This is a genomic window from Bradyrhizobium sp. SZCCT0153, assembly GCF_018129995.1.
GTDB lineage: Bacteria > Pseudomonadota > Alphaproteobacteria > Rhizobiales > Xanthobacteraceae > Bradyrhizobium > Bradyrhizobium japonicum_G.
Genome location: NZ_JAFCKS010000016.1, coordinates 1 through 17,558, shown reverse-complemented (window position 1 = coordinate 17,558; position 17,558 = coordinate 1). Strand labels below are relative to the sequence as shown.

Annotated in this window: 15 protein-coding genes and 1 pseudogene; 6 read left to right on the top strand and 10 right to left on the bottom strand. The window is 64.7% G+C overall.

From position 1 onward, the window contains the following. The first annotated feature begins 55 nt into the window (after positions 1–55). Both JQ572_RS33975 and JQ572_RS33970 read left to right on the top strand, forming a co-directional pair. Positions 56–796, top strand: coding sequence for a thermonuclease family protein (locus JQ572_RS33975; protein ID WP_211387204.1), 741 nt, complete (start codon positions 56–58; stop codon positions 794–796). A gap of 105 nt (positions 797–901) precedes the next feature. Further along, positions 902–2,089 (top strand): pyridoxal-phosphate-dependent aminotransferase family protein, encoded by a 1,188-nt coding sequence (locus tag JQ572_RS33970; protein WP_211387203.1) that lies wholly within the window; start codon positions 902–904, stop codon positions 2,087–2,089. A 164-nt stretch (positions 2,090–2,253) separates the two neighbouring features. Here the strand turns inward: JQ572_RS33970 and JQ572_RS33965 are convergent, their stop codons facing one another. Together JQ572_RS33965 and JQ572_RS33960 are read right to left on the bottom strand one after the other, a co-directional pair. After that, complete coding sequence (locus JQ572_RS33965) at positions 2,254–3,360, bottom strand: hypothetical protein (protein WP_211387202.1); 1,107 nt, start codon at positions 3,358–3,360, stop codon at positions 2,254–2,256. Further along, positions 3,360–4,796, bottom strand: a complete 1,437-nt coding sequence (locus JQ572_RS33960; protein WP_211387201.1) for an MBOAT family O-acyltransferase — start codon at positions 4,794–4,796, stop codon at positions 3,360–3,362. The genes JQ572_RS33965 and JQ572_RS33960 overlap by 1 nt, the downstream gene beginning before the upstream one ends. 310 nt (positions 4,797–5,106) lie before the next feature. Between JQ572_RS33960 and JQ572_RS33955 the strand changes: the two genes are divergently transcribed. Then, positions 5,107–7,212 carry a S9 family peptidase gene (locus JQ572_RS33955; RefSeq protein WP_211387200.1) on the top strand — a complete coding sequence of 702 codons (2,106 nt, stop codon included), beginning with the start codon at positions 5,107–5,109 and terminating at the stop codon, positions 7,210–7,212. A gap of 24 nt (positions 7,213–7,236) precedes the next feature. Here JQ572_RS33955 and JQ572_RS33950 read toward each other — a convergent pair whose 3' ends face one another. Next, positions 7,237–7,956 carry a ribonuclease activity regulator RraA gene (locus JQ572_RS33950; RefSeq protein WP_211387199.1) on the bottom strand — a complete coding sequence of 240 codons (720 nt, stop codon included), beginning with the start codon at positions 7,954–7,956 and terminating at the stop codon, positions 7,237–7,239. Between the two features lie 10 nt (positions 7,957–7,966). Then, the gene (gene araD, locus JQ572_RS33945) at positions 7,967–9,703 is read right to left on the bottom strand and encodes an L-arabinonate dehydratase (protein ID WP_211387198.1); all 1,737 of its coding nucleotides are present in this window, start codon (positions 9,701–9,703) and stop codon (positions 7,967–7,969) included. Between the two features lie 257 nt (positions 9,704–9,960). Here araD and JQ572_RS33940 point away from each other — a divergent pair, with 257 nt between their 5' ends. After that, complete coding sequence (locus tag JQ572_RS33940) at positions 9,961–10,377, top strand: response regulator (protein WP_211387197.1); 417 nt, start codon at positions 9,961–9,963, stop codon at positions 10,375–10,377. Further along, positions 10,355–13,951: a PAS domain S-box protein gene (locus JQ572_RS33935; RefSeq protein ID WP_211387196.1), complete on the top strand. Its 3,597-nt coding sequence runs from the start codon at positions 10,355–10,357 to the stop codon at positions 13,949–13,951. Before JQ572_RS33940 ends, JQ572_RS33935 begins: the two co-directional genes overlap by 23 nt. 49 nt (positions 13,952–14,000) lie before the next feature. Here JQ572_RS33935 and JQ572_RS33930 read toward each other — a convergent pair whose 3' ends face one another. Continuing rightward, complete coding sequence (locus JQ572_RS33930) at positions 14,001–14,636, bottom strand: response regulator transcription factor (RefSeq protein ID WP_106946755.1); 636 nt, start codon at positions 14,634–14,636, stop codon at positions 14,001–14,003. Positions 14,637–14,785: 149 nt separating this feature from the next. On the opposite strand from JQ572_RS33930, the gene JQ572_RS33925 reads away from it, so the two are divergent. Further along, positions 14,786–15,076: a hypothetical protein gene (locus JQ572_RS33925; RefSeq protein ID WP_211387195.1), complete on the top strand. Its 291-nt coding sequence runs from the start codon at positions 14,786–14,788 to the stop codon at positions 15,074–15,076. A 52-nt stretch (positions 15,077–15,128) separates the two neighbouring features. Here JQ572_RS33925 and JQ572_RS33920 read toward each other — a convergent pair whose 3' ends face one another. The 5 genes and pseudogenes from JQ572_RS33920 to JQ572_RS35245 all read right to left on the bottom strand — a co-directional run. Beyond that, entirely contained in the window at positions 15,129–15,632 is a 504-nt protein-coding gene (locus JQ572_RS33920; RefSeq protein WP_211387194.1) for a response regulator, read from the bottom strand. Positions 15,633–15,773: 141 nt separating this feature from the next. Next, positions 15,774–16,091 carry a PilZ domain-containing protein gene (locus JQ572_RS33915; RefSeq protein WP_211387193.1) on the bottom strand — a complete coding sequence of 106 codons (318 nt, stop codon included), beginning with the start codon at positions 16,089–16,091 and terminating at the stop codon, positions 15,774–15,776. 2 nt (positions 16,092–16,093) lie between these two features. Next, positions 16,094–16,975, bottom strand: coding sequence for a CheR family methyltransferase (locus tag JQ572_RS33910; protein WP_211387192.1), 882 nt, complete (start codon positions 16,973–16,975; stop codon positions 16,094–16,096). Positions 16,976–17,036: 61 nt separating this feature from the next. After that, a complete protein-coding gene (locus JQ572_RS33905; RefSeq protein ID WP_211387191.1) occupies positions 17,037–17,423 on the bottom strand; it encodes a response regulator in 387 nt (128 codons plus the stop codon). Positions 17,424–17,454: 31 nt separating this feature from the next. Then, a pseudogene (locus JQ572_RS35245) lies at positions 17,455–17,558 on the bottom strand (chemotaxis protein CheW); the annotation flags it as partial.

The following is a 17,558-nucleotide window of genomic DNA, read 5'->3' as shown; positions in this document are numbered from 1 at the left end:
AAAGCCGACCACAATTGCGCGGCTTATCGAGATTGTCCTGAACACGCGGACCGGCATGTTGCGAAAATCCCTGATTGCGCTGTCATTGCTCGCCTTGTCCTTGCCCGGCTTGCCGTCGCCGGCCGAGGCCGCCGACATCACAGGCACGGCCAAGGTCCGCGAGGGCGATTCCGTCGTCATCGGGAATACGCGGATCAGGCTCGGCGGCATCGACGCGCCCGCGGTCGACCAGCTGTGCCTCAACACCAAGCGCGAGCGCTGGACCTGCGGCATCGCAGCCCGCGACGAGCTCGCCAAATACGCCGAGGGCAAGAACTGGGTCTGCCATGCGAGGGCGATCGATCGGCGCGGCCGCACCGTGGCGCGCTGCGAGGTCGGCGGGGAGGACATCCAGAAATGGCTGGTTCGCAGCGGCTGGGCACTGGCCTACACCCGAATGTCCCACGACTATGAGGCGGACGAGAAGGCCGCGCGCGAGGCCAGGGCCGGCATGTGGCAGGGCGCCTTCATCGCGCCCTGGGACTGGCGCGTGCGCAACAAGAAGACAACAATCCTTGGCGCGACCAAGCCGCCCGACGGGGCGCATGCGGTGCTGCTTGCCTCGGCCTCGGGGCCGGTCGCGCCCTCACCCGACTGCACAATCAAGGGCAACGTCAACACCGCCGGCGAGTGCATCTATCACCAGCCGACCAGCCGCTGGTACACCCAGATCAAGATGAAGATCAGCAAGGGCACCCGCTGGTTCTGCTCGGTGGAGGAGGCGGAAGCCGCCGGCTGCCGGGAAACGAAGAGGTAGAGCCCCAGACCTGCATTTTGCGCGCTTTTCTTGGATGCCAGGCACGCGTAAAAGCAAAAATCAGCGACCCACCATCCTGTTCTCAAGCAACAAGGACCAACAGCAATGACCGTTCGCGCGGGCCGGGAGTTTCTGGCCATCCCCGGGCCCACCACGATGCCCGACGAGGTGCTGCGGGCGATGCATCGTCCGGCGATCGACATCTACTCCAAAGAGATGCTCGATCTGACCGAGAGCCTGCTCAGCGACATCTCGAAGCTGTTTGCGACCAAGGGCAAGTCCTACATCTACATCGCCAACGGTCATGGCGCCTGGGAAGCGGCGCTCAGCAACGTGCTGTCGCGCGGCGACAAGGTGCTGGTGCTGGAGAGCGGACGCTTCGCGATCGGCTGGGGCAACGCAGCGGCGCTGATGGGCGCCGAGGTCGAGGTGCTCAAGGGCGACTGGCGCCGCGCGGTGCGGCCGAGCGAGGTCGAGGAGCGCCTGCGCCGCGACAAGGAGCACACGATCAAGGCCGTCGTCGTCGTCCAGGTCGATACGGCCTCGGGGGTGCAGAACGACATCGAGGCGATCGGCAAGGCGATCAAGGCGGCTGGCCATCCCGCGCTGTACATGGTCGACACCGTGGCATCGCTGGGCTGCATGCCGTTCGAGATGGACAAATGGGGTATCGACGTCGCGATGTCCGGCTCGCAGAAGGGCCTGATGACGCCGCCCGGCCTCGGCTTCGTCGCGGCCAACGCGCGCGCCCTCGAAGTGCACAAGAAGGCAAACATGTCGACGCCCTATTGGAGCTGGAGCGAGCGCGAGGGCACCGAGAACTACCGCAAATATGCCGGCACCGCGCCGGTGCATCTGTTGTTCGCGCTGCGCCAGGCGATCGACCTGCTGCACGAGGAAGGGCTGGAAAACGCCTTCCGCCGCCACAGCCTGCTCGGCGAAGCCGCGCGCCGCGCGGTGTCCGCATGGTCGGAAGGCCAGGTGCTCGGCTTCAACGTCGCCGAACCCCATGAGCGCTCCAACACCGTCACCACGGTGACCATGAGCAATGGCCACGATCCGGCAATCCTGCAACGCTATTGCAAGGAGAAGTGCGGCGTCGTGCTCGGCACCGGCATCGGCGAACTCTCGGGACAGGCCTTCCGCATCGCCCATATGGGCCACGTCAATGCGCCGATGCTGCTCGGCACGTTAGGGGTCATCGAGATCGGCCTGAACGCGCTGAAGATCCCGCACGGCAAGGGCGGGCTCGAAGCAGCGGTCGCGTATCTCGGCGAAGAGGTGGCGGTGTAAGGCGTCTTTTTTCCTGCTCCCCTTGTGGCAGAAGGTGGCGCGAAGCGCCGGATGAGGGGTTGCCTTCCGCGATCTGAATTGCGAAATGGACTCGCGGTTAGATAGCCCGTCTCGCCGCGACTGCGGCGAGCCACCCTCTCCCACAAGAAGGGGAGAGGGGAACATCAGTGCTCGACGCGATACGCCTCGACCTGCGCCTTCAGCTCGTTCAGCGACGCCAGCGGCGCCTTCGGGTCGACCCTGTACTCTCCACGCGCCAGCCACGACAGCACCTTCGCATCAATCACCGGCGAATGGTGGATGACGTCGCCGTAATTGTCGAGGTCGTGCGTCACCGCCTTGATCGCGCGGAAATCGTACAAGCGCACATTGGGAAGCTGCGTCAGGCGCTGTGCGATGAAGGCCGTGAGATCTGTGACGATCTTCAGCGTCGCCGGCGAGGCGTCGCGCATCGCGACGAATTGCAGGATCGAATAAGGCGGGAAGTAGATGTCGAAGGTCACGTCCGGATGGCGCGCGATCAGGCCGACGGCATCGTGCTCGAAATGCCGCACCATGGCGTCGTAGCCGTAGCCTTCGCCGAGGAAACGGCTGCGCACGGGATCGGTGATGTAAGCGAAGGCCGCGAGCGTCCTTTTCGCATTGTAGCCACGTGCGACCTCGAAATCCCGCGGCAGCGCGTAGATGTCGTCGACGTCGGACAACGCAAACTTGACGGGGAGAAACGGCGCCACCCGGCCCAGCGGGCCCCGCAGCGGCGGAACTGACCGCAGCAGAGCGAACAGGGATTCCTTCGCCATCGTCGCGTTGAACAGATAGGACGCGATCCCCTTTGCCGTCCCGCGATAGAGATCGACGGCGAGATAAGGATCGGCCTCGATGCCGGCCGCATCGACAAAAATGAAATCGTCCATCGCCCAGACCACGCGCCTCGCGCCGTGATCGATCGCCTGCTCCAGCACGAAGCCCTGCTGACGCGAATTGGATCCGGTCATCGCCAGCTTGAGCGAATGGACGCCGAGCGCACGATCGATGTCGCTCTGGCGAAAGTGAATCGCGAGCGAGGTGCCCATGAAGGCGGTGTCGAACGACTGGCTGCGGATCAGCCCGGCGTTCTGCACCCGCGTGTCGTCGGAATAGAAAGCCGGGGCGAGACGCGAGGAGCGGAACAGTTGCAGCGGATCGACGACGAAGGTGAGCGCGGCCGCGCCCAGGACGCACGCGACGCTCGCGAGGAGAACACGTCCCGAATATGTGAATGCGCTTTGCATCAGAACCGGAAATAGATGAATTCGCTGTGGCTCTGGATGCCGAGAAACCCGAACGCGAGCACGAGCGACGCGGCATAGAGGAACAGCGACCGCATGCGCCCTGCCCTCAGGCTCTCACCGACCCGGCGATTGGCGTGGTCATATCCCATGATTCCCTGCGTGTTCGGCGCCAGCCACACCAGCGCAGCGTAGATCGTGATCTGCACCAGCGCCGCGATCTCGGCACGGCCGAAGGCGATGTTCGCGGGATCAGCCATGGCGCCGAGGATTCGCAGCGCCCAATCGATGCGCTCGGCGCGGAAAAACACCCAGGCGACGACGACGGCAAGGAACGTCAGCGCCGCCCCCGCCATGCGGACCGGGCGCGCAAGAGGCCTCGGAACGCTCGGCACCAGCGCGCTGAAGGCATGGTTGATGCAGAGATAGGCGCCGTGCAACGCGCCCCACACCACGAACGTCCAGGCCGCACCGTGCCAGAGCCCGCCGAGCAGCATCGTGATCGACAGGTTCACGTAACGCAGCACCCGGCCGTGCCTGTTCCCGCCGAGCGGAATGTAGAGATAGTCGCGCAAGAATTGCGACAGCGTCATGTGCCAGCGGCGCCAGAACTCGACGATGCTGGTGGCCTTGTAGGGCGAATTGAAATTGACGGGCAGGAAGATGCCGAACATCAGCGATATGCCGATCGCCATGTCGGAATAGCCGGAGAAGTCGAAATAGAGCTGGAACGTATAGGCCAGCGCACCGAGCCAGGCCTGGTCGAAGCTCGGCGAGCGCGCCTCGAAGGCGAGCGCGACCAGCGGCTGGATGCCGTCGGCAAGGCAGGTCTTCTTGAACAGGCCGATCGCGAAGATGATGATACCGCACAGCATCAGATGCCCGTCCGGATGCTTGGATTCCTCGCGCTCGAATTGCGGGATCATGTCCTTGTGGTGGAGGATCGGGCCCGCGATCAGATGCGGAAAATACGTCACGAAAAGCGCGTAGTGCGGCAGCGCGTAGGCCGCGACCTGGCCGCGCCAGGCATCGACCAGGAACGCGATCTGGGTGAAGGTGTAGAAGGAGATGCCGACCGGCAGCAGGATATGAAGCGCGACATGCGTCCCGGCCAGCGCATTGACGTTCTCGGCGACAAATCCGGCATATTTGAAGATTCCGAGCACGAGGAGATCGCCGGCAACGCCAAGCGCGAGCGCCGCGCGGCGCTGCATGGGAGCGAGCTTCGCCACGATGAGGAGATGGCCGACGCCATAGTTGAACGCGATCGAGACCAGCAGCAGGGCCACGAATTGCCAGTTGCCGATGGCGTAGAAGGCAAGCGAGGCCGCCGCCAGCCAGATCACCGGCGTCAGATTGCTGCGCCGCCCCAGCCAGAAATAGCCGGCCAGAACGATGGGAAGGAACAGCAGGATGAACGGGTACGAGTTGAACAGCATGAGGCTGGACCGGCGGCGGAGATATGGCCCCTAAAGCATAGAAGCAGCGCATCAACAACCCGGCGACTTGGTGTGGTGCCGCTGGCAATTCGAGGAATCGGGACGATATAAGAGGCAACGCGGCGCCCTTCCTTCTCCCTCTCCCGTTCTTACGGGGAGAGGATTGGGGTGAGGGCCTGCTTCAGCAAGGTAGTGAGAGTTGAACTCGCGGAGAGTCCCCCTCACCCGGATTGCATCGAAGATGCAATCCGACCTCTCCCCGCAAGCGGGGAGAGGTGAAAGAACGCCGACGCATCTGAATGAGGATCGAGTGACGCAACCCAGAACACCTTCCCAGCCCCCCGTCGCCCCGCGCCGGCCGCATTCCTTCACGCGGCACGGCATCACCGTGACCGACGATTACGCCTGGCTGAAGGACGACAAATGGCAGGAGGTGCTGCGCGACCCGAAGGTGCTCGATCCCGACATCCGCAAATATCTGGATGAAGAGAACGTCTACACCGAGAGCCTGCTCGGCCACACCTCGTCCTTGCAGAAGGTGCTGGTGCGCGAGATGCGCGGACGGATCAAGGAGGACGATTCCAGCGTGCCGTCGCCGGACGGTCCGTTCGCCTATTTCCGCAGATTCCGCGAAGGCGGGCAGCACGAGCTGTTCGGCCGCATGCCGCGCGACGGCGGCGAGGGCCATATCGTGCTCGACGGCGATGCGCTCGCCAAGAACCACGAATACTTCAAGTTCGGCGGCAGCCGCCACTCGAACGACCACAAGCTGCAGGCCTGGAGCGCCGACACCAAGGGTTCGGAGTATTTTACGATCCGCGTCCGCGACTGGGCCACAGGGAAGGATTTCGACGATCTCGTCGAGGAGACCGATGGCGGCGTGGTCTGGAGCGCGGATGCAAAATCCTTCTTCTATGTGAAGCTCGACGACAATCACCGGCCGATGCAGGTGTGGCGGCACAAGCTTGGCACCAGGCAGGCCGACGACACGCTCGTCTACGAGGAACAGGATTCCGGCTGGTTCACCCATCTGCACGAGAGCACCAGCGGCCGGTTCTGCGTGATCGCGGGCGGCGATCACGAGACGTCGGAGCAGCGGTTGATCGATCTTGCTCACCCGGAGGCGCCGCCGCGCCTGGTCGCGGCGCGCGAGGAGGGCGTGCAATATTCGCTCGCCGACCGCGATGACCAGCTCTTCATCCTCACCAATGCCGACGACGCCATCGACTTCAAGATCGTCACCGCGCCGCTCGCCTCTCCCGAGCGCAAGAACTGGCGCGATCTGATCCCGTACCGTCCCGGCATCTACATCATCGACCTCGATCTCTATGCCGGCCATCTGGTGCGGCTGGAGCGCGCCAATGCGCTGCCGTCGATCGTGATCCGCGACCTCGCCTCAAACGTGGAACACGCCATCGCCTTCGACGAAGCGGCCTACTCGCTCGATACGATGGGCTCCTACGAGTTCGAGACGACGAATTTGCGCTTCGCCTATTCGTCGATGACGACGCCGTCGGAAGTCTATGACTATGACATGACCGGGCGCACGCGCACCTTGCGCAAGCGGCAAGAGATCCCGTCGGGCCACAACGCCGCCGACTACGTCACGACGCGCATCATGGCGAAGGCGCAGGACGGCGCCGAGGTGCCGGTGTCGATCCTGCATCGCCGCGGGCTCAAGCTCGACGGCGCGGCGCCGCTGCTGCTCTACGGCTACGGCTCCTACGGCATGGCGATGCCGGCCTCGTTCAGCGCCAACAGGCTGTCGCTGGTCGATCGCGGCTTCGTCTACGCCATCGCCCATATCCGCGGCGGCGCCGACAAGGGCTGGGGCTGGTATCTCGACGGCAAGCGCGAGAAGAAGACCAATTCGTTCGACGATTTTGCCGCCAGCGCGCGGGCGCTGATCGATGCGAAATACACCAGCGCGAAACGCATCGTCGGCCATGGCGGCTCGGCCGGCGGCATGCTGATGGGCGCGGTGGCGAACCGCGCCGGCGAATTGTTCGCGGGCATCGTCGCCGAAGTGCCGTTCGTCGACGTGCTCAACACCATGCTCGACGACACGTTGCCGCTGACGCCGCCGGAATGGCCCGAATGGGGCAATCCGATCGAGAGCGAAAAGGATTTTCGCACGATCCTGTCCTACTCGCCCTACGACAACGTCGCGGCGAAAGACTATCCCTCGATCCTGGCGATGGGCGGGCTGACCGATCCGCGGGTCACCTATTGGGAGCCAGCTAAATGGATCGCGCGCCTGCGCGCGACCATGAGCGGCGGCGGCCCGGTTCTCCTGCGCACCAACATGGGCGCCGGTCACGGCGGCGCCTCGGGACGCTTCGACCGGCTCGATGAGGTCGCGATCGTCTATGCGTTCGCGCTGTGGGCGGCAGGGATGGCGGAGGCCGGGGTGTAGCCACACCCTCCACCGTCAAACCAACTACCGCCCGTTCCTCTTCCGCCATTCCGCGAAGTCGGTGAGCGTCTGCGGATCGGTCGCGGGATAAAGACCAAAAATGCCGCGACCTCGGCCTACTTCCTCGGTGACGAAATCCTCGAACGCGGTCATCTCGAAGGTCTCGTTGGCGATCTCGTCGGCGAGATGCGCGGGGATCACGATGACGCCGTCGGCATCGCCCAAGATGACGTCGCCGGGAAATACCGGCGCGTCGCCGCAGCCGATCGGGACGTTGATCTCGATCGCCTGGTGCAGCGTGAGGTTGGTCGGTGCGCTCGGGCGGTGGTGATAGGCGGGGATGCCGAGTTTCGCGATCTCGGCGGAATCGCGGAAACCGCCGTCGGTGACGACGCCGGCGACACCGCGCTTCATCAGCCGCGTCACCAGGATCGCGCCGGCCGAGGCGGCACGCGCGTCCTTGCGGCTGTCCATCACCAGCACGCTGCCTGCCGGGCAATCCTCGACCGCCTTGCGCTGCGGATGCGAGCGATCCTTGAAGACGTCGATGGTGTTGAGATCCTCGCGGGCCGGCATGTAGCGCAGCGTGAAGGCTTCACCGACCATGGTCGGCTGGTCCGCGCCCAAGGGGTGCACATCCTGGATCATCTGGATGCGCAGGCCGCGCTTGAACAAGGCGGTGGCGACCGTAGCGGTGGAAACGGATTTGAGCTTGTTGCGGGTGGCTTCGCTGAGTTTGGTCATGTCTTGCTCTCTAGTAAATCGACGGCTCGCCGATCGGCGCGCCGAAATCGGTCTCGAGGAAGTCGAAGTCGCAGCCGTCATTGGCCTGCTTGATGTGCTTGGTGAACATCCAGCCATAGCCGCGTTCGAAGCGGCGCTCGGGCTGCTTCCAGGCGGCGCGGCGCTTGTCGAGCTCGGCTTCGGGAACGTCGAGATTGATGGTGCGCGCGGCCACGTCGAGCGTGATGCGATCGCCGTTGCGGACCAGCGCCAGCGGACCGCCGACATACGATTCCGGCGCGACGTGCAATATGCAGGCGCCGTAGCTGGTGCCGCTCATGCGCGCATCGGAAATGCGCACCATGTCGCGCACGCCCTGCTTCACGAGTTTTGTCGGGATCGGCAGCATGCCCCATTCCGGCATGCCCGGTCCGCCCTGCGGCCCCGCATTGCGCAGAATGAGGATATGGTCCTCGGTGACGTCGAGATCGGGATCGTCGACCGCCTTCTTCATCGACGGGTAGTCGTCGAACACCAGCGCCGGTCCGGTGTGCTTGAGGAAGCGCGGCGCGCAGGCGGAGGGCTTGATGACGCAGCCGTCGGGCGCCAGATTGCCCTTGAGCACGGCGAGTGCGCCTTCCTTGTAGATGGGATTGTCGACCGAGCGGATCACATCGTCATTGTGGACCTCGGCGCCATCGATGTTCTCGCCGACAGTCTTGCCGGTGACCGTCATGCAGTCGAGATGCAGGTGCGGCTTGATCTGGCCCATCAAGGCCGGCAGGCCGCCGGCGTAGAAGAAGTCCTCCATCAGATAGGCATCGCCGCTCGGACGCACGTTGGCGATGACGGGCACCTTGCGGCTGGCGATCTCGAAATCGTCGAGGCCGATGTCCAGCCCGGCGCGGCGGGCCTGTGCGATCAGATGGATGATCGCATTGGTCGAGCAGCCCATCGCCATCGCCACCGCGATCGCGTTCTCGAACGCCTTGCGGGTCTGGATCGTCTTCGGGGTCAAATCCTCCCACACCATCTCGACGATGCGGCGGCCGCATTCGGAGGCCATGCGGATGTGGTTGGCGTCAGCGGCCGGAATCGAGGAAGCGCCCGGCAGCGTCATGCCGATCGCTTCCGCGATCGCGGTCATGGTCGAGGCCGTCCCCATGGTCATGCAGGTGCCGTAGCTGCGGGCGATGCCGGCTTCGATGTCGAGCCAGTCCTTGTCGGAGATTTTTCCGGCGCGGCGCTCGTCCCAGTATTTCCATCCGTCCGAGCCGGAGCCCAGCGTCTTGCCCTTCCAGTTGCCGCGCAGCATGGGACCTGCCGGCAGATAGATCGCCGGAATGTTCATCGAGGTCGCGCCCAGCAGCAGCGCCGGGGTGGTCTTGTCGCAGCCGCCCATCAGCACCACGCCGTCGACGGGATGGCTGCGCAGCAGCTCCTCGGCATCCATCGCGAGCAGATTGCGATAGAGCATCGTGGTCGGCTTGAGCAGCGATTCCGACAGCGACAGCGCCGGCAGCTCCACCGGCAGGCCGCCGGCCATGAGGATGCCGCGCTTGACGTCGTCGACGCGCGACTTGAAATGCATGTGGCAAGGCTGGGCGTCCGACCATGTATTGAGGATCGCGATGATCGGGCGGTCCTTCCACTCCTCCGGCGCGTAGCCCATCTGCATGGCGCGGGAGCGATGGCCGAACGAGCGGAGATCGTCGGGCGCGAACCAGCGCGCGCTGCGAAGCTGGTCGGGCGTTTTCTTCTTGGTCATTGCTTTTTCCTCTGCATATCCGTCCGCTCTTCTCACACGCCGTCCACACGTCGCAAGTCGCCGGATGTGCCGAACTCAGCCTTCCGGTATGCACGCAAACGTGCATATATTGGGACACGAAGCAACAGCGACCGACCGGGCCCCGTAATCGCGCGAAGTGCTTGCGGGCTGAGCGGAATCCGCGCAACAATTTCATTTTTGATGGTTTGATTTGCGGCCGGCGGGGAGGCCCCACTCCGGCCCGGAGGAATTCAGACGTGGCCAACATCCTGATCGTGGATGACGACCCGGCCGTTCAAATCACGATCCGGCTGATCCTGGAGAGGGCCGGTCATCACGTCACCGTCGCCGGCGACGGCCGCAGGGGAATTGCGCTGTTCGAGGCCGGCCGGTTCGACCTGCTGTTTCTCGACATCTTCATGCCCGGCATGGACGGGCTGGAGGCGATGCGCCACATAAGGGCGCTAGCCCCGGCCATTCCGATCATCGTCATTTCCGGCCGTTCGATCACGCCTGAGAGCTATGCGGAGCCGGATTTCCTGAAGATGGCGACCAAGCTCGGCGCGGTGGCAAGCCTCCAGAAGCCGTTCCCGCCCGACGCCCTGCTCGCTGCGGTCGACGGCTGCTTCGCGGCGGCGCGGCAGGCTCCCGATGTCAGCACCGAGCGCCGATGACAACAGCATCCGATCCGCTGCGGGCCAGATCGGGCGCGACCATTCGGGACGTGGTACGAATATCCCCATGACGCTCGCAACGCGGCTCGCCATCGCGATGATCCTGCTGGTGGCGGTGACCGTGGCCGCGGTCGGCTGGCTGGGCTATCGCAACATCAGCCAGGCCGTCATTCCGCGCGTCCTGGAGCGGATCGAAGCCCAGTCGAGCCTGCTGGCCACCCATCTTGAATCCTACGTCGCCGGAGCCCGCGGCGACCTGCTCGGCTATCGCTCCGCCGTAGCCATCAATGGCCTGATCCGTGCCCACATCAATGGCGGCATCGACGCCCTCGACGGCGTTTCGGAGCAGACCTGGCGCGAGCGCATCGCGGCACGGCTCGCGGCCGAAATCGAGGCCAAGCCCAGCTACGGCGAGTTTCGTATTATCGGCCTTGATCACGACCAGCGCGAACTGGTCCGCGTCGATCGCTCCGGTCCGAATGGGGCGGCACGGATCGCTCCCGACAACGAACTGGAGAACAAGAGCGAGCGACCCTATTTCCAGGCGACGATGCGACTGGCGCCGGGGGACATCTATGTTTCGCCGGTCGATCTCGCCACCCGGCAGGGGGGAACCACGGATCCTCACATTCCGACGTTGCGCGTCGCAACGCCGCTGTTCACGCCGGACGCCAAGCCGTTCGGCATCATCATTGCCAATATCGACATGCGTCCGGCGCTCGACCGCGTCCGCACGACCGCTGGCGCCGGAGGCGAGATCTATGTCGTGAATTCGCGCGGGGATTATCTCGTTCATCCCGACCGCGCGCAGGAATTCGGCTCATTTCATGGCCACGCCAACGATTGGCGCAAGGACTTTCCGTTCTTTGCAGCACGGGCCGGCCTGCCGCAAGGATCCACACAGCTCATGACCGATCGATCGGGCCGGCCGAGTGGAGCGGCGATCGCACCGGCGATGCTTGCGGGCAAGGAGTGGGTGGCGATCATCGAGACGGTCCCGCCGTCCGTGTTCGGCCGCGTTCCGGCCGCGATTCAAAGAACCTCTTCGCTGGTCGGCCTGCTTGCCGTGATCGGCGCAGCTTTACTTGCGGTGCTGCTGGCGCGCTCGCTGACCCGCCCGATCGGACGTCTGACCGCGGCGGTGGAGGCCATCGGCAGCGGACGGTCCGCCGACATTCCCCTCGATGCCAGCGGCGAAACGGGCGTGCTGGCCCGGGCTTTTGCCCGGATGGTCGAGGAGACGCGCGCGAAGACGGCCGCCCTCGAACGCGAGGTCGAGGAGCATCGCCGCACCGAGGCCGCCCGAAGCCATCATGAAGAGCGCGAGCGCCTGTTCAGCTCCGCGGTCGAATCGTCCGACGATGCGATCGTGATGCAATCGCTCGACGCCGTCATCACCGGCTGGAATCCCGCCGCCGAGCGCCTTTACGGCTATTCGGCGCAGGAGGCGATCGGGAACTCCACCTCGATCATCGTTCCGGCCGACCGGCGCGAGCAGGGCAAGGACTATCTGAGGCGGATCGCCAGAGGCGAGCCGATCGAACGCTTCGAGACGGTGCGCCTGCGCAAGGACGGCACGCCAGTGGAGATCTCGCTCAGCCTGTCGCCGATCAAGGGGCCGTCGGGCGAGATCGTCGGTGCCTCCGGCACCGCGCGCAGCCTCACCGAGGCGCGGCGGGCCGAGCGGGTGCTGCAGCATCAGATCGAGGAGCGACGGCAGATCTTCGATACGTCGCAGGATCTGATCATGGTGATGGACGCGCGCGGCCATATCGCGCAGATCAGCCCGAGCAGCGAAATCATTCTCGGCTACCGGCCCGAGCAGATGATCGGCCGCAGCGGCGCCGATTTCATTCATCCCGACCATCTCGACCAGTCGCGCGGAGAGATGCGCGCGCTGCGGCGCGGCGAACGTCCCACGCTCGCCGACACCCGCTGCTTCCACCAGGACGGCCACGAGGTCTGGCTGTCCTGGCTCGGCAGCTGGTCCGAGCCGGCGAAGCGCTTCTTCTTCGTCGGCCGCGACATGACGGAGGCGCGGCTCGCGCAGGAATCGCTGCGTGAAAGCGAACGGCTCGCCCGCAACATCGTCGAGACCTCACTCGACGCCTTCGTCCAGACCGACGAGATGGGCGGCATATTGAACTGGAACTCGCAGGCCGAGCAACTCTTCGGCTGGAGCCGCGACGAGGTGCTCGGCAAGAGCACGATCGACCTGATCGTCGCCGAGAGCGAACGCGAAAGGGTCAGGGCGGGTCTGAAGCATTTCCTGGGAAGCGAGGACGGCAGGACGCTGAACCGCCGCCGCGAGCTCATGTGCCGCCGCCGCGACGGCAAGGAGTTCAAGGCCGAGCTGAGCGTCACCGCGCTGAAGCGCCGCGAGGGCCTGCTGTTCAACGTCTTCTACCGCGACCTTACCGACAAGATCGCGGCCGAGGAGCGCATCCGCCACGCCGAGAAGATGGAGGCGGTCGGCCAACTCACCGGCGGCGTGGCGCACGACTTCAACAACATCCTCACCGTCATCACCGGAACGATCGAGATCCTGGCGGAGGCGGTCGAGAAGGAGCCGCAGCTTGCCGCCATCACCAAGATGATCGACGAGGCCGCCGCGCGCGGCGCCGATCTGACCCAGCACCTGCTCGCCTTCGCGCGCAAGCAGCCGCTCCAGCCGAGCGAGATCGACATCAACTCGCTGATCATCGACACCGCGAAACTGCTGCGGCCGACGCTGGGCGAGCAGATCCAGATCGAATCGGTGTTCGAGGACGAGAACTGCGTCGCGATCGTCGATCCCAACCAGCTCACCACCGCGATCCTCAACCTCGCGCTCAATGCCCGCGACGCCATGCCCGGCGGCGGCAAGCTGATCGTGGAGACGGGCGCCGCCTATCTCGACGAGATCTATGCCAGCGTCAACGACGTCCGGCCGGGCCATTACGTGCTGATCGCCGTGAGCGATACCGGCAGCGGCATTCCCGCCAACATGCTGGCCAGGGTGTTCGATCCGTTCTTCACCTCGAAGGGGCCGGGCAAGGGCACCGGACTCGGGCTTTCGATGGTCTACGGCTTCATCAAGCAGTCCGCGGGCCATATCAAGATCTACAGCGAGGAACGGCACGGCACCACGATCAAGATGTACCTGCCGCCCGGCAAGACGCCGACGGCGGTCGGCGAGGGCGTGATTCCGGCAACCATCGAGGGCGGACACGAAACGATCCTGGTGGTCGAGGACGACCGGCTGGTGCGCGACTACGTGCTGGCACAGCTGCATTCGCTGGGCTACGTCACGTTGCAGGCTGCGAACGCCGCGGAGGCGCTCGCAATCGTCGCCGCCGGAAAACCGTTCGACCTCCTGTTCACCGACGTCATCATGCCCGGCAAGATGAACGGACGGCAGCTCGCCGACCAACTGCAGAGGACACGTCCGGATCTCAGGGTGGTCTATACGTCCGGCTATACCGAGAACGCGATCATCCATCACGGCCGGCTGGATTCAGGCGTTCTGCTGCTGGCGAAGCCCTATCGCAAATCGGATCTGGCGCGGATCATCCGCAAGGCGTTGAGCGCTTGAGGACTCCGTAGCCCGGATGAGCCGGGCTACGAAAACTCCACCAAAAGACTTACGACGCGCGCTGGGCCGCGGTCATCACGATGCGGATCAGATCGGCGGCATTGCGCGCGCCGAGCTTCTTCATGATGTTGGCGCGGTGATCCTCGATGGTGCGCGGGCTGATGCCGAGCGTGCGACCGGCTTCCTTGTTGGATGCGCCGGCGGCGAACTGCTCGAGCACCTCGCGCTCGCGCCGCGTCAACGGCTCGCGTCCGGGGAAATGGAGCGAGCCGAACTTCGGCGCCGCGTTCTCCGACTGCCTGCGTGCATAGGCGCCGATCGCCTCGTCGAGCCGGCCGACGATCTCGCTGCCGCGGAACGGCTTCTCGATGAAGTCGAGCGCACCGCTCTTGATGGCCCCGACCGCCATCGCGATGTCGCCCTGTCCGGAGATCATGAAGATCGGTGCCGGATAGTCTTCGCCGTGCAGCTCCTTGAGAATGTCGAGGCCCGACTTGCCGGGAATGTGCACGTCGAGCAGGACTGCTGCAGGTGTGCGGCTTCGCGCGACGGAGAGCAAGGCTGCGCCGTCCGCAAAACAGATCACCTCATAGCCCGCCGCCTTCAACACCATCGACAAGGTGTCGCGAACGGCAGCGTCGTCGTCGACCACGAAGATTTCACCGCGAGAGCTTTGTTCGGCCATGTGCCACATCCGGTTGGCATGAAGGACTCGCGTCCGCGCCAACCGTTATGGCGTTAGGCGCGGATTCGGCCCACCCGTATTTGTACGGGACATGGACTTAACGCACAAGTAGCGGCAAGGCGCCTAATTGCAGGGGACGGAGAATATCCATGCTAAATTTGGCCGACACGTCGCCTCTGGCCGCAATGCCCGAAGTCGAGAGCCTTCAGTTGATTGCGGCCGACCTTCGCTTGCTGATCGTGCAGGTCGAGACCAGCATGCGCCGCATCGCCGCAGCCACGGATCAAGAACACGGCAGCGATCAGGAAGGTTCCGCGGACGTTTTCGTTCTCGACGACGTCACGCCGCGGTACGCCACGGCGAGCGCCGCCCTCGGCGCCTGCCGGGCGGGCCTTGGCCACGCCCTGGAATGCCTGTCGGAAACCGGAAGCACGGTGTAGATCGCGATCGGCGCGCCGGCGCGGCCGGATCATCGCATGGCAGCTTCGCGGCTCAGGCGCGGTGCCGTCCCACGATTGCGTCGGTGGCGACACCACCCCAGGTGTGGATCGCCGGCAGGCCCATCGCGGTCTTGCCGAGATTGGCGAGGCTGATGCGCAGGGCCGCGAGATCCAGTGGCTTGGGCAGGCTCTGGAGCTCGATCCCGACCGAACGGGCGAAGTTGCGGGCGGCGCTGCGGCGCTTGCCGTCCATGCCGCTGATGACGATCACGGCGCCGGCAAATTTCACCTTTGCCATCTCGCCCAGCACGTCGATACCGTCGCCATCCTCCAGCACGAGATCGAGCGTCACGCAGTCGAAACGGGCGGCACGGAGCTTTTCGATCGCTTCCGTCACGGACGGGGCCACCGTGACTTCGTGGCCGGCCTGCTTGGCGGCGACCGTGATCAGGCTGCGCTGCGTGGCGTCGTCATCGACCACCAGGAGCTGAAGCGCACGCCGTTCGGCGCCGTCGGGCAGGTTGGACGGGATGGGAGAGAGTGAGCTTCTGGGCATTGCCGTATCCTGAGATTGAGACCGGCAATGGATACACCGCTCGCGCTTAGGCGGCGTAAAGCCGCTACGGCAAATTGTGGGGGATGTTTCAGCAAATATGAACCAACGTCCCGGCAAACGGCGGCGAGACGCATGTGACGGTCAGGCCGCCTCGTCACGGCCACCGGCTGCGCCGCGCTTCTTCCGGTTCTTGCCGCGCAGGAACTGGATGTCCATTTCGGCGCCGTTGACGCGCACCAGCTCGCAGCGGCGATAGGCGAGGCCGGTGGACGACAGCAGCAGGAAGAACTCTTTCAGGTTCAACCCCTGAATCGAGCCTTCCACGGTGAGGATCGCGTCGGTGTCGGAGATCGCGTTGAGCTTGCAGTCGCGGCGCCAGGTGCCGTCGATCGCCATGATGCAGACATCATAGCCGCGACTGAAAGTTACGCGTTCAGCGCCCTTGCCATCCTCGACCATGCCTATCGTCCTGCCATGACCGCCATGCGCGGCGCCGCGCCGGCGAGTGCCGGCTTGGCGGCTGCGGCACGCGGGTCGTTCGGCTTGTAGAGGCCGCGCCGCTCCGGGATCGGCCTGAACGTGTCGGTCAACCCGACCACGGTTTCGGCCGCGCCCAGCACCAGGAAGCCGTCGGGCTCGATCTGGCGCGCCAGGCGGTTGAAGATGTTGATCTTGGTGTCCTGATCGAAATAGATCAGCACGTTGCGGCAGAAGATGACGTCGAAGGTGCCGAGCTGGGCGAAATCGTGCAGCAGATTGAGCTGCCGGTGCTGGATCATCGCCCGCAGCTCGGGATTGATCTGCCAGGTTTCGCCGGTCTGCTTGAAATATTTCATCAGCATCTGGATCGGCAGGCCGCGCTGCACTTCGAACTGGCTGTAGATGCCGGCCTTGGCCTTCTCGAGCACCTCCTGCGACAGGTCGGTCGCGATGATCTCGACGCGCCAGCCGGTCAGGGCCGCGCCCATCTCCTTCAGGCTCATCGCCAGTGAATAGGGTTCCTGTCCGGTCGAGCCGGCGGCGCACCAGATGCGCACGCTGCGGCGGCCGGCGCGGGCCTTGATGATCTCCGGCATGATGGTGTCGCGGAAATGATCGAACGGGACCTTGTCGCGGAAGAAGAAGGTCTCGTTGGTGGTCATCGCCTCGACCACGCTGGTGACGAGCGCGCCCGATCCTGCGCCCTGCAGCTTCTGCACGAGCTCGCCGATGCCGGAGAGGCCGGCCTTGCGGGCGAGCGGCAGCAGCCGACTTTCAATCAGATATTGCTTGTCTGCGGACAGGTCGAGCCCGGAATGATCCCTCAGGAACTTACGCAGATACTCATACTCGGTCGGGGTCACGGATAGCCTCTCGGAAGGTGTACTGGGAACACTCTGGCCCAAGCACTCGGGCCAGACACACTCAGACCATTGCTTGTCCGACCGGGATCAAGCCGACTTCGGCGAACTTGTCGGCGATAATGTCTTTGTCGAAGGGCTTCATGATGTACTCGTTGGCGCCGCCGCTGAGCGCCTGAGCGATATGAGCCACGTTGTTTTCGGTGGTGCAGAACACGACCTTGGGCTCCTCACCGCCGGGCAGGCGGCGCATGTGGCCCATGAACTCGAAGCCGTCCATCACCGGCATGTTCCAGTCGAGCAGCACCGCGTCGGGCAGCTGCCGCTTGCAGATCTCGAGCGCTTTCGAGCCGTCCTCGGCCTCGGTGACTTCGAATTCCAGGCCTTCCAGGATCCGGCGCGCGATCTTGCGCACGACGCTGGAATCATCGACCACCAAACACGTTTTCATTTTGGTTCTCCGGCTTCGATGTTGTTGGGGCTCACGCAGCCATCTGCACTTCGGTTTTGAGCTCGAGGACGCGATCGACGTCGAGGACGACCATGAGCTGGCCGTCGAGACGGTGGACGCCGCCGGCGAGCTTGG